The 12556-nt window shown below is 66.9% G+C and carries 10 protein-coding genes and 1 tRNA gene; 2 read left to right on the top strand and 9 right to left on the bottom strand.

What is annotated here, in order from left to right:
• Window positions 1-73 precede the first annotated feature (73 nt).
• Window positions 74-505: a MarR family winged helix-turn-helix transcriptional regulator gene (locus ACE3UA_RS04750; protein WP_374643047.1), complete on the top strand. Its 432-nt coding sequence runs from the start codon at window positions 74-76 to the stop codon at window positions 503-505.
• 69 nt (window positions 506-574) lie between these two features.
• Here ACE3UA_RS04750 and ACE3UA_RS04745 read toward each other — a convergent pair whose 3' ends face one another.
• From ACE3UA_RS04745 to ACE3UA_RS04705, 9 genes are all read right to left on the bottom strand, one after another.
• Window positions 575-742: a hypothetical protein gene (locus ACE3UA_RS04745; protein WP_374643045.1), complete on the bottom strand. Its 168-nt coding sequence runs from the start codon at window positions 740-742 to the stop codon at window positions 575-577.
• Window positions 743-771: 29 nt separating this feature from the next.
• Window positions 772-1839 carry a tRNA epoxyqueuosine(34) reductase QueG gene (queG, locus tag ACE3UA_RS04740; RefSeq protein ID WP_374643043.1) on the bottom strand — a complete coding sequence of 356 codons (1068 nt, stop codon included), beginning with the start codon at window positions 1837-1839 and terminating at the stop codon, window positions 772-774.
• Between the two features lie 30 nt (window positions 1840-1869).
• Window positions 1870-2547, bottom strand: coding sequence for a glutathione S-transferase family protein (locus ACE3UA_RS04735; protein WP_374643041.1), 678 nt, complete (start codon window positions 2545-2547; stop codon window positions 1870-1872).
• A 63-nt stretch (window positions 2548-2610) separates the two neighbouring features.
• Window positions 2611-3369, bottom strand: a complete 759-nt coding sequence (gene mtgA, locus ACE3UA_RS04730) for a monofunctional biosynthetic peptidoglycan transglycosylase (protein ID WP_374643039.1) — start codon at window positions 3367-3369, stop codon at window positions 2611-2613.
• A gap of 51 nt (window positions 3370-3420) precedes the next feature.
• Window positions 3421-7959 carry a glutamate synthase large subunit gene (gltB, locus tag ACE3UA_RS04725; protein ID WP_374643037.1) on the bottom strand — a complete coding sequence of 1513 codons (4539 nt, stop codon included), beginning with the start codon at window positions 7957-7959 and terminating at the stop codon, window positions 3421-3423.
• A gap of 3 nt (window positions 7960-7962) precedes the next feature.
• The gene (locus tag ACE3UA_RS04720; RefSeq protein WP_374643035.1) at window positions 7963-8673 is read right to left on the bottom strand and encodes a hypothetical protein; all 711 of its coding nucleotides are present in this window, start codon (window positions 8671-8673) and stop codon (window positions 7963-7965) included.
• Window positions 8674-8794: 121 nt separating this feature from the next.
• Window positions 8795-10231 (bottom strand): NAD(P)-dependent oxidoreductase, encoded by a 1437-nt coding sequence (locus tag ACE3UA_RS04715; protein WP_374643033.1) that lies wholly within the window; start codon window positions 10229-10231, stop codon window positions 8795-8797.
• Between the two features lie 160 nt (window positions 10232-10391).
• Window positions 10392-11195 carry an undecaprenyl-diphosphate phosphatase gene (locus tag ACE3UA_RS04710; RefSeq protein WP_374643031.1) on the bottom strand — a complete coding sequence of 268 codons (804 nt, stop codon included), beginning with the start codon at window positions 11193-11195 and terminating at the stop codon, window positions 10392-10394.
• A 109-nt stretch (window positions 11196-11304) separates the two neighbouring features.
• Window positions 11305-12291 carry a complex I NDUFA9 subunit family protein gene (locus ACE3UA_RS04705; RefSeq protein WP_374643029.1) on the bottom strand — a complete coding sequence of 329 codons (987 nt, stop codon included), beginning with the start codon at window positions 12289-12291 and terminating at the stop codon, window positions 11305-11307.
• Window positions 12292-12448: 157 nt separating this feature from the next.
• Here ACE3UA_RS04705 and ACE3UA_RS04700 point away from each other — a divergent pair.
• Window positions 12449-12533: transfer RNA gene (locus ACE3UA_RS04700), tRNA-Leu, on the top strand.
• Window positions 12534-12556 lie beyond the last annotated feature (23 nt).

Here is a 12556-nt window from a genome sequence, read left to right as displayed (position 1 = left end):
CGCGCGGTCCGATCCGCCCCCCGATCCCGTAAGGACGCTTGCGCTTCCATCGCCCGCGATGTATGGAAAGGGGATGACCCTCGCACCCTCGGACATGCTCTGCTTTGCGCTGCATTCCGCCGCCCATGCGGTCCATGCCGCCTATGCGCCGCTCCTGCAACCGCTGGGGCTGACCTATCCGCAATATCTGGTGCTTTCCGCCCTGTCGGCGCGCGACGGGCAAAGCGTGTCCGGGATCGGCGCCGACCTGCGGCTGGAATCGAACACCCTGACCCCGCTGCTCAAGCGGATGGAAAGCGCCGGCTGGGTGACCCGGCGGCGCGACAGCAGGGATGAACGCCAGGTCCGCGTCTCGCTGACCGAGGCTGGCCGCGCCCTTGCCGACCGGACCGCCGGCATCCCGCGTGCCTTCGCCGAACGGACCGGGCTCACGCTGGACCAGGTGGTCGACCTGCGCGATGTCCTGGCCGTGCTGCGCGACCGGCTGAAGCCGGCGAAACCTTAAGTACGGGTAAACCGCAAGGGCCAAGCCCTTGATATTGCCCGGCACGGGACTCTGTCCACCTTGGGCGGCTCAGGCCGTCTTCCCCCGTTCGATCCGCAGGAACTGCACCAGCCGCCCCCCGGCCGAGCCCGGACGCGCCACCTTCCAGGTTTCCCTCGGGGCCCTTGCCAGCCGCAGGAAATGCTTCAACCTGCCGCCCTCACTGGATTTCCGATGATCCGCCAGATGCCGTGCCATGGTCCGCTCTCCTCCAGATTGCCGCCAGCCTAGCACGATTCGTCCGGCGTCCCCACCCCGCTGTCCTGCACCCGCGAAAGCCTGCCCAGCGCCCATTCCGCCGCCTCGGCCACCACCGGATCCTCGTCGGAAAGCCGCGCCCGCGCCACCGGGATCAGCGCCGCCAGGCCCGAGTTTCCCACCGCATACATCACGTTGCGCACGAACCGCCCCCGCCCGATCCGCTTGACCGGAGAGCCGGCGAACCGCTCGCGGAACCCCGCATCGTCCAGCGCGGCCAGCTCCGCCAGTTCCGGCAGGCCGACCCGCGGCTGATAGCCGATCTCCTTCGCCGCCACCGCGAACTTGTTCCAGGGGCAGACCGCCAGACAATCGTCGCAACCGTAGATCCGGTTGCCCATCAGCCCCCGCAGCTCAAGGTCCACCGGCCCCTTGTGCTCGATCGTGAGGTAGGAGATGCAGCGCCGCGCATCCAGCTGCCAGGGTGCGGGAAAGGCCCGCGTCGGGCAGGCGTCCAGACAGGCGGTGCAGCGCCCGCAATGGCTGGCCTCGGGCGCGTCCGGGGCAAAGTCCAGCGTGGTGAAGATCGCGCCCAGAAAGACCCAGCTGCCCAGGTCGCGGCCCAGAAGGTTCGTATGCTTGCCCTGCCACCCCAGCCCCGCCGCCTGCGCCAGCGGCTTTTCCATCACCGGGGCGGTGTCGGTGAAGACCTTGATCTCGCCCCCGGCCCGCTCGATCATCCAGCGCCCCAGCCGCTTCAGCCGCCGCTTCAAGAGGTCGTGGTAATCCTTCCCCTGGGCATAGACGCTGACCACCCCCCGGTCCTTCTGCGCCAGCCCCGCCATCGGATCGACCTCCGGCGTATAGGCCTCGGCCAGCATGATCACCGTTCGCGCCTCGGGCCACAGCGCCGCCGCCGAGCCGCGCCAGCCCTCGCGCTCCTTCATCCAGCCCATCTGCCCGTGCCGCCCCGCCGCGAGATAGGCCCGCAGCCGCCCCGCCGCCTCGGGCACCGCATCCGGCCGGCAGAATCCCGCCTTCACGAACCCCTCCTCCAGGGCCCGCGCCACCAGTTCCTCTTTCGACAACCCTGTCATGCCGCGACAAATGCCCCGGCGGGCCGGGGATCAGAAATCCAGGTCGGCATAATGCGGCGCCGGCGGAAAGCCCGAGATCTGGTCGGCCAGAAGCGGCCGGAAGCTCGGGCGCGACTTGATCTTCGCATACCAGTCCTTCAGCACCGCATGCCGGTTCCAGTCCACGTCGCTGATATAGTCCAGGCAGCTCAGATGCGCGGCGGCGGTGAAATCGGCCAGCGTCATCACGTCGCCGGCCAGCCAGCGCCGCTGGTCCAAGAGCCAGGTCATGTAGTCGAGGTGATACTTGATCCGGGTCGAGCCCAGCTTGACGTTCTTCGAATCCGGATAGCCCTGGCCGGTGACCTTCTTGTTCACCCGCTCGTACAGCAGCTTCGACGTCACCTCGTTGTGGAACTTGTCGTCGAACCAGGCGCACAGGCGCCGCACCTCATAGCGGCCCTCGGCGCCCTTCGGCATCAGCGGCGGCTCGGGCGTCTGCTCCTCGATATATTCGCAGATCGCCTGGCTTTCGCTCATCACCCGGTTGCCCATCTTCAGGATCGGCACCTTCCCCGCCGGGTTGCGGCGCAGGAAATCGGGCGAGGGCTCCCAGTAGCGTTCCTCGACCAGCTCGACCTCGATCTTCTTCTCGGCCAGCGTCAGCCGCACCTTGCGGCAGAAGGGCGAAAGCGGAACGTGGTACAGGCGGTTGGTGGGGCGGTTCATCGGGGCCTCCGGTCTTGCAACTCATTGCCGCGCGGGGGCCGGGAATTCAATAGCCGGCGGGCCTCAACCCTCGAAACAGGCGGAACGGCCGTCCGCCGCGATCGTCTCGGCGCCCGAGATGATGGCGCGGGTGCGGCTGCGGACGAAACTGGTCGGCTCGCTGGCGCTGCGGCCCTTGGGATCGGGCAGGACGGCGGCCAGCCGCGCCGCCTGCAGCGCGCTCAGGTCCTTCGCATCGACGCCGAAGTAATGCTGCGCCGCCGCCTGGACGCCGAACACGCCCTCGTCGAATTCGACGACGTTCAGATAGACCTCCAGGATCCGCTGCTTGGACCAGACCAGCTCCACCGCCGGGGTCAGCACCGCCTCCATCGCCTTGCGCAGCCAGCTCCGGCCGTGCCAGAGGAACACGTTCTTCGCCACCTGCTGCGTGATCGTGCTGGCCCCCCGGGTGCTGCCATCCTCGATCGCCTGGCGGATCGCCGTCATGTCGAAACCCCAGTGGCCGCAGAAGTTCGCATCTTCCGCCGCCACGGCCGAACGGCCCATGACGGGCGCGATTTCCTCGTAGGCGACCCAATCCTTGTCGATCCCGCCCAGCCGCCAGATCTCGCCCAGCTGGTAGAGGTTGACCGGCGGCGGGACGAAGCTGAACAAAAGGATCAGCAGCGCATAGAACGCCGCCACCCCGCCAAAGCCGCGCAGCAGCCATTTCCCCGCCACCCGCCAGAGGCGCGGCTTCGGCACCGGCGGGGCCGGTTCGGCCTTCGGCTTGCGCCGGCGCGGCGCGGCGGCCGGTTTCTCTGCGCCCTTTTCGGTCATGCCGCCGGTTAGACGCAAGGAAACCCCCAGCGTCAAGAGCGGTCGCCGCCGCTATTCCGCCGGAACCTTCGCCACCTCGTCCGACAGGGGATGCGGCAGCCGCTCCACCATCTCCTTCGGGCAGACCTGCACGAAGTTGCGCCGCTCCGCCTCCCAGTTCGACAGGATGCGCCCGGCGACGCGGCTGCCGGTCTCGTCCAGGTGGCGCTGGATCAGGCCCTTCAGCTGCATCTCCCAATGCGGGTGGCCGACGGCGCAGGTCAGGATCGATTCGAGGTTCATGAAATCCTCCGCCACCCCTTCGGGGTCGTAGACATAGGCCATCCCGCCCGTCATCCCCGCCCCGAAGTTCGCCCCGATCCGGCCCAGGATCACCGCCACCCCGCCCGTCATGTATTCGCAGCCGTTCGAGCCGCAGCCCTCGACCACCACCGAGGCGCCCGAGTTCCGCACCCCGAACCGTTCCCCGGCCCTGCCGCTGGCGAACAGGAAGCCGTCCGTCGCGCCGTAAAGCACGGTATTGCCGATGATCGTGTTCGCCTCGGCCTTCAGCGGCGATTCCATCAGCGGCCGCACGGTGATCATGCCGCCCGACAGGCCCTTGCCGACATAGTCGTTGGCGTCGCCCTGCACCTCCAGCTTCAGCCCGCGCACCGCGAAGGCCCCCAGCGACTGCCCGCAGGACCCCGCCAGCTTGACCGTCAGATGGTCGGGCTGCAGGGCGTTCCGCATCCCGAACTTCTTGACGATATGGCTCGACGCCCGCGTGCCGATGGTCCGCAGCGTGTTCCGCACGGCGTAGGAGAGCTGCATCTTCTCGCCATCCTCGAAGAAGCGATGCCCGTCCTTGATGATCTCGGCGTCCAGCGTGTCCGGCACCGCATTGCGCGGCTTCGAACGGTCATAGGTGATCGAGCGCGAGCCATCGACCGCGATCAGCAGCGGGTTGAGGTCAAGGTCGTCCAGGTTCGCCGCGCCACGGCTGACCTGGGTCAGCAGGTCCGCCCGCCCGATGATCTCGTCAATCGACCGCGCGCCGATCTGCGCCAGGATCTCGCGCACTTCCTGCGCGTAGAAGGTGATCAGGTTCACCACCTTGTCGGCGCTGCCGCTGAACTTGGCCCGCAGCTTCTCGTCCTGGGTGCAGACGCCCACCGGGCAGGTGTTCGACTGGCACTGCCGCACCATGATGCAGCCCATCGCGATCAACGCGGCGGTCCCGATGCCGTATTCCTCGGCCCCCATCATCGCCGCCATCACGATGTCGCGCCCGGTCCGCAGGCCGCCGTCGGTGCGCAAGGTCACCCGCTCGCGCAGGTTGTTCATCGCCAGCACCTGATGCGCCTCGGTCAGGCCCATTTCCCAGGGCAGGCCGGCATATTTGATGCTGGTCGCCGGAGAGGCCCCCGTCCCGCCGTTGTGGCCGGAAATCAGGATCACGTCGGCCTTGGCCTTGGCCACCCCCGCCGCAATCGTGCCCACGCCGCTGGAGGACACCAGCTTCACCGTCACCTTGGCGCGCGGGTTGATCTGCTTCAGGTCGTAGATCAGCTGCGCCAGATCCTCGATCGAATAGATGTCGTGATGCGGCGGCGGACTGATGAGAGTCACCCCCGGCGTCGAATGCCGAAGCCGAGCGATCAGCGCCGTGACCTTCATCCCCGGCAACTGCCCGCCCTCACCGGGCTTGGCGCCCTGGGCGACCTTGATCTCCAGTTCCTCGCAGGCGTTCAGGTATTCCGCCGTCACGCCAAAGCGCCCCGAGGCGACCTGCTTGATCTTGGCCGAAGGGTTGTCCCCGTTCGGCTCCGGCGTGAAATGTGCCGGGTCCTCGCCGCCCTCGCCCGAGTCGGACTTCGCCCCGATCCGGTTCATCGCCACGTTCAGCGTCTTGTGCGCTTCCGGCGACAGCGCCCCCAGCGACATGCCCGGCGTCACGAACCGCTTGCGGATCGAGGTGATGCTTTCCACTTCCTCGATCGGCACCGGCTTGCCCAGCGTCTTGATGTCCAGCAGGTCGCGCAGATGGATCGGCGGATTGGCCCGCATCGCCGCGCTGAACTGCTTCCAGATGTCATAGGACGCCCGCTCGCAGGCGGTTTGCAGCATGTGCATCGTCTGCGCTTCCCAGGCGTGCTTCTCGCCCGAGCGCCGCGCCTTGTAGAAGCCGCCGATGGGCAGCACGTCCGCGCCGCCAAGCCAGCCCTTGCGGTGGACCTCCTCCAGCTTCTGCTCCACGCCCGTCAGGCCGATGCCCGAGATGCGGCTCTGCATGCCGGGGAAGTATTCCGCCACCATCGCGCGGCTCAGCCCCACCGCCTCGAAGTTCAACCCGCCGCGATAGCTGGAGATCACCGAGATCCCCATCTTCGACATGATCTTCAACAATCCCGCGTCGATGGCATCGCGATAGCGCCGCATCGCATCGGTCAGCGTGCCCTCGATCAGCCCCTTTTCGATCCGGTCCGCGATGGAATCCTGCGCCAGATAGGGGTTCACCGTCGTCGCGCCGCAGCCGATCAGCACCGCGAAGTAATGCGGGTCGATACATTCCGCCGAGCGCACGTTGATCGAGCAGAAGGTCCGCAGCCCCTTGCGCGTCAGCCAGCTATGCACCGCGCTGGTGGCCAGGATCATCGGCATCCCCACCTTTTCCGGCCCCTGATGCTCATCCGTCAGCACCAGCTGCCCCGCGCCGGACCGCACCGCATCCTCGGCCTCGGCCCGGATCCGCTCCAGCCCAAGGCGCAGGTCGTCCAGCCCCTCGCCCACCGGGAAGGTGCAGTCGATGAAGGCCACCTGGTCGCCGAACCGCTCCACCATCACTTCGAACTCGGAGGTGGCGATGAACGGGCTTTCCAGCACCAGGATTTCCGTCTGGGAGTTGTTCTCGTCCAGCACGTTGCGCAGGTTGCCGAACCGCGTCTTCAGGCTCATCACCCGCCCCTCGCGAAGCGAGTCGATGGGCGGGTTCGTCACCTGGCTGAAGTTCTGCCGGAAGTAATGGCTGAGCGGCCGGTAGACCGAGGACAGCACCGCCGGCGGCGTGTCGTCGCCCATGCTGGCGACCATTTCCTTGCCGTCCTCGGCCATCGGCGCCAGCACCTGTTCCAGCTCCTCGACGGTGAATCCCGCCGCGATCTGGCGCTTGCGCAGGTCGGCGCCGGTATGGCTCTGCGTCTCGGGAATGTCGCGCAGCAGGCTGTTCAGGTCGACGATCTTGCCCACCCACTCGCCATAGGGCTGGGACGCGGCCAGCCGGTCCTTCATCTCGGTGTCGTGGAAGAGCTTGCCCTCCACCATGTCGACCGCGATCATCTGCCCCGGCCCCAGCGCGCCCTTCTCGCGGATCGTGGATTCATCCACCGGCACCATCCCGGCCTCGGACCCCGCGATCAGCATCCCGTCGCCCGTCACCACATAGCGCATCGGCCGCAACCCGTTCCGGTCCAGCCCGCCGCAGACCCAGCGGCCATCCGTCATCGCCAGCGCAGCGGGGCCGTCCCAGGGCTCGATCACCGAGTTGCAGTAGGAATACATGTCCGCCCAGGCCTTGGGCATGTTCACCGTCTGCTTCGACCAGGCCTCCGGCACCAGCATCGTCTTGGCCATCGGGGCCGAACGGCCCGACCGCACCAGCACCTCGAACACCGCATCCAGCGCGCCCGAGTCGCTGGTCCCGCCCGGAATGATCGGCTTGATATCCTCGGCCGCCGCGCCGAAAGCCTCGGACGACATGCGGATTTCGTGGGACTTCATCCAGTTGACGTTGCCCTTCAGCGTGTTGATCTCGCCGTTGTGCGCCAGCATCCGGAACGGCTGCGCCAGCCACCACTGCGGGAAGGTGTTCGTCGAATACCGCTGGTGATAGATCGCGAAGGCGCTCTCGAACCGCTCGTCCGTCAGGTCGGGGTAGAAGGTCGCCACCTGCTCGGCCAGCATCATCCCCTTGTAGATGATCGACCGGCAGCTGAGGCTGCACAGATACATCCCCTGGATGCCCGCCGCCGTCGCCGCCTTCTCGATCCGGCGGCGGATGATGTATAGCTCGCGCTCGAATTGCTCGTGGTCGATGGATTTTTCGCAGCGGATCAGGATCTGCTCGATCTCGGGCCGGGTCGCGTTCGCCTTCTCGCCAAGGACCGAGGTATCCACCGGCACATGCCGCCAGCCATAGATGTAATGCCCCATCCGCAGGACCTCGGTTTCCACGATGGTCCGGCAGCGTTCCTGCGCGCCGAAATCCGTGCGCGGCAGGAAGACCTGGCCCACGGCGATCAGCTTCTGCGCATCCGGCTCATGCCCGGTCCGCCGCACCTGGTCGTAGAAGAACTTGACCGGGATCTGCACATGGATCCCCGCCCCGTCGCCGGTCTTGCCATCCGCGTCCACCGCGCCCCGGTGCCAGACCGCCTTCAGCGCGTTGATCCCGTTCTCCACCACCTTGCGGCTGGGCTTGCCGCTGATCGACACCACCAGCCCCACCCCGCAGGAGGAATGTTCGTCCTCGGCCTTGTACAGCCCGTTGGCATCCAGCCAGGCGCGCTTTTCTTCCTCGGCCCTCACCCAGGCGGCATCATACTTGGTCATGGCTCACTCCTTCAGGCTGGCGGGAAGAATGTCGGCAAGGGGGCGCGCGGCCTCGGCCGTCAGCGCGTCGCAGTCATAGATCGGCTGGGTGGCAAGAAAGCCCTTGTCGCCGGGAAAGACGAAATCGACCGGGCTGCCGTCGATCGGCAGCCACTGGCCATCGCCCAGATCGGTCTCGCCCGGCCCGGCGAAGAACAGCCGCCAGTCCGGATGCAGGTATTCGTTCCCGCGCGAGCGGCGCAGGACCCCGCCCGCGCCGTCGTATTCGGTGAACTCCACCTCGGTCTGGCTTAGGGTCACGCCGTCGATCACCACGCTTTGCCCGGTCAGCCGGTCATAACCCGTCGCCCGGCTGCCCTGCCCGTCGTCGCGGCTCAGGGTGAAGTCCCAGGTGTCGATCCCCTCGGCCAGAAGCTCCGAGAAACTGGCCGCATCCGCCGCGCCGGGGTCCAGCACCTGGCGCACCGGATCGAAGCTTTCGACCCACTGCCCCTCGCGGTCGATGCGCGAGAAGAAGAACGCCCCCTCCTGGTCCATGTCCACCCGCCACTGGTCGCCGGGGGCATCCGCGCTGCACCTGTAGTAATGCGAGACGCGGCAGGATTTCGACTGCACGGTCATGAAGGCATCGCAGCCCGAAGGCGCGGTCCAGGTTCCCGCCAGCACGGGGGCGGCAGGGGCGGTCAGGCAGGCTAGGATCAGAAACTTCCGCATCTTCGGTTCACCCTGAATCAGGTCATGGGTCCTGACGTTTCACTCTTTCGGGCCAGCCTTTCGCGCCAGACGCTTGCCAGACCGATGCCAGACAGCTGCCAGACGCTTTACCAACCGTTCACTATTCCGCCGCGACGGCCTCGGTCTGGGCCAGGTAGGACAGGATCGCCTCGGCCGCCTCGCGCCCGTCGCGGATCGCCCAGACCACCAGCGAGGCCCCCCGCACGATGTCGCCCGCCGCATAGACGCCCGGCAGGCTGGTCGCATGGCTGCGGAAATCGGCCTTGATCGTGCCCCAGCGGGTCACGGCCAGTTCCGGCACGCCCCAGAGGGTCGGCAGGTCCTCGGGTTCGAAGCCAAGCGCCTGGATCACCAGTTCGGCGGGTTCGACATAATCGGCGCCCTCGATCACCTCGGGCGCCTGGCGGCCGGTCGCATCCGGCGCGCCAAGGCGCATCTTCTGCACCATCACGCCCTCGACCTCGATCCCGCCCGTGAACGCCTTCGGCGCGGAAAGCCACAGGAATTCAACGCCTTCCTCTTCCGCATTCGCGACTTCGCGCTGCGAGCCCGGCATGTTCGCCCGGTCGCGGCGATACAGGCATTTCACCGAAAGCGCGCCCTGCCGGATCGCCGTGCGCACGCAGTCCATCGCCGTATCGCCGCCGCCGATCACCACCACGCGCTTGCCCAGCGCGTTCAGCTCGCCGCTGTCGAACTCCGGCACGTCGTCGCCAAAGCCCCGGCGATTCGAGACCGTCAGGTAGTCCAGCGCCTTCACCACGCCGCGCGCGCCGATGCTGGGGGCTTCCATGTTCCGCGCCTTGTAGACGCCGGTGGCGATCAGCACCGCGTCATGCTGGCCGCGGATTGCATCAAAGGCGATATCCTCGCCCACGTTGCAGTTCAGCACGAATTCGACGCCAGCCTCCTCCAGCTGGGCGTTGCGGCGTTCGACCACTTCCTTCTCCAGCTTGAAGCCGGGGATGCCATAGGTCATCAACCCGCCGGCGCGGTCGTGGCGGTCATAGACCGTGACCTGCACCCCCTGCCGGCGCAGCATGTCCGCCGCCGCAAGGCCCCCCGGCCCCGCGCCGATGATGCCGACGCTTTCCGGCCGCTCGGCATGGGGACGGATCGGCTTGACCCAGCCTTCCTCCCAGGCGGTGTCGGTCAGGTATTTCTCGACGCTGCCGATGGTGACGGTGCCGTGGCCGGATTGCTCGATCACGCAATTGCCTTCGCAGAGGCGGTCCTGCGGGCAGATCCGGCCGCAGATCTCGGGGAAGGTGTTGGTGGCCTGGCTGAGTTCATAGGCCTCCTGCAACCGGCCCTCGGCGGTCAGTTTCAGCCAGTCGGGGATGTTGTTGTGCAAGGGGCAATGCGACTGGCAATAGGGCACGCCGCATTGCGAGCAGCGGCTGGCCTGTTCGGCGGCCTTGCGGTCGGCGAACTCGCGGTAAATCTCGTGGAAATCCTGAGAACGTAGGGATGCCTCGCGCTTCTCGGGCATCTCGCGCCCGAGGGTGACGAATTTCAGCATCTTCTGCGTGGCCACGGCTGCGCCTCCCAACGATCCTCACGGGTTTCGATGGGTACAGCGGATCATTTCGCAATAAAAGTCAGTATGGTTTACCTAATTGCAGGTTTTTTCGAAGTTGGGGCAGAAAAGTTGACCATTATCCGCATAATTAGGTCAGTATAGTTTCCTTATCTCTCTAGAACCCCAGCCACAGGGCCAGCAAGACGCCCGTTCCGACGATGATTCGCCACCAGCCGAACAGGGCATAGCCCCTGCGGCTGATGAAATTCAGCACCCAGCGGACCACGAGGATCGCGGTCACGAAGGCCACCGCAAAGCCCGTGGCGATCTCCCAGACCGCGCCGAAATCCAGCAGCTCGCGGTTCTTGAACAGGTCATAGGCCACCGCCGCGCCCATGGTCGGCAGCGAGAGAAGAAAGGAAAACTCCGCCGCGGCGCGCTTCTCCACGCCCATCAGCAGCGCCCCGACGATGGTCGCACCCGAGCGCGAGACGCCCGGCACCATGGCAAGGCACTGGCAGACGCCGATCGCCAGCGACTTGCCGAACGGCAGCGCCAGCGCGTCGCGATGAACCGGCGCGGGCGCGATCCGGTCGATCACCAGCAGCACCACCCCGCCCAGGATCAGCATGACCGCGATCAGGACCGGGGTTTCGAACAGGACCTCCTTGATGAAGTCATGCGCCAGCACGCCCACCACCACGGCCGGCAGGAAGGCCAAAAGGACCGAGACGATCGAGCGCCGCGCCGCATCCTCGTGCCGGGCGCGCAGGAACAGGCGCAGCACCAGCGTCGCATAGACCGAGGTCAGGGCCAGGATCGCGCCCAGCTGGATCACCACCTCGAAGGTCTTGCCCTTCGATTCGAAGCCCAGGAAATGCCCCGCCAGCAAGAGGTGCCCGGTCGAGGACACCGGCAGGAATTCGGTCAGCCCTTCGAGAAGGCCCAGAAAGGCGGCGATAAGCGTCTGGTTTTCCATGTCCTGCCCCACCGGCTCTCAGGCCGGGATCTGCCGCCGATGACAAGGATCACGCGGCAGTCGGCGGGCAGCGCGTCAGGGGTCCCGCGCGCCGGCAGGACCGGATGCATCAGGCTTTCTTCAGGTTCTTGGCCGAAGCCTTGATCGCCGCATATTGCCCCGAACGCCGGAAGCGCCAGAGATATTCCGGCAGCACGGCCTCCATCGTGACCGGGGCGATCCCCAGATCGGCAAAGCCCTTCGCGCCGGGCGAGACCACGTTGTCGCGCCGCAGGTTCCGCACCTGGTCGCGGGTCAGCATCTTGTTCTCGACCAGGCCCAAGGTCAACGCCTGCACCGCATCGAAGGCAAAGCCCATGATCCCGGCCAGGAAGAAGGGGATGTTGACCACCGCCCGGCGGCGCTGGATCACCTCCAGCATCCGGTCCATCAGGCCACGGAAGCTGTCGACCTCGGGTCCGCCAAGCTCGTAGACGCCGGGAGCGGCCTCGCCCAGCACGCCCTTGACGGCCGCGCGGGCGACATCATCGACATGGACCGGCTGGAATCGCGTATCGGCGCCGACGACCGGCAGGATCGGACCCATCCGGGTCATGCCGGCGAAACGGTTGAAGAACTGGTCCTCGGTCCCGAAGATCACCGAGGGGCGAAGGATCACCGCATCCGGGAAAGCCGCCAGCACCGCCGCCTCGCCCTCGCCCTTGGTGCGGGCGTAATCGCTGTCCGAACCCGCATCCGCCCCGATGGCCGAGACATGGACCAGATGTCCCACCCCTTCCGCCGCGGCGATCCGGGCGATCCGGCCCGCGCCTTCGGTCTGGACCGCGGCAAAGGTGTTCTTGCCCGAGCGGACCATGACGCCGACGCAGTTCACCACCGCATCCGCCCCGCGCAGCGCCGCGCGGACGCTGGCATCGTCGCGGATGTTGCAGGCGATCGGCTCGACCTGGCCGACGACGCCGTAGGGGCGGACGAACAGGGCCTCGTTCGGGCGGCGCACCGCCACCCGCACCCGCCAGCCCTCTTTCGCCATGCGGCGTGCGATGTAGCGGCCGACAAAGCCCGAACCGCCGAAGATGGTGACAAGCTTGCTCATGTGCGCACCCCTGCGAAAGCGCCGAAAAGACACCGGAACCTTCCGGATCAATACCCCCGGCACCCGGGGCGGGCAAGGCGAAAGCGGCATTGCATTTTTTCCGTTCGGGGGCCGTTGACTCTCCCGGAAGGGGCCGCTACATCGCCCTCACGACATCGCCCAGATGGCGGAATTGGTAGACGCGCTGGTTTCAGGTACCAGTGCCGCAAGGCGTGGAGGTTCGAGTCCTCTTCTGGGCACCACTACCCCAAGGCCGCGTTCCCGC

It is taken from the genome of Tabrizicola sp., from assembly GCF_041919135.1.
Taxonomy (GTDB): domain Bacteria; phylum Pseudomonadota; class Alphaproteobacteria; order Rhodobacterales; family Rhodobacteraceae; genus Tabrizicola.
Note: the sequence above shows the minus strand (reverse complement) of the source record. Positions and strands in the feature narration are given on the sequence as shown.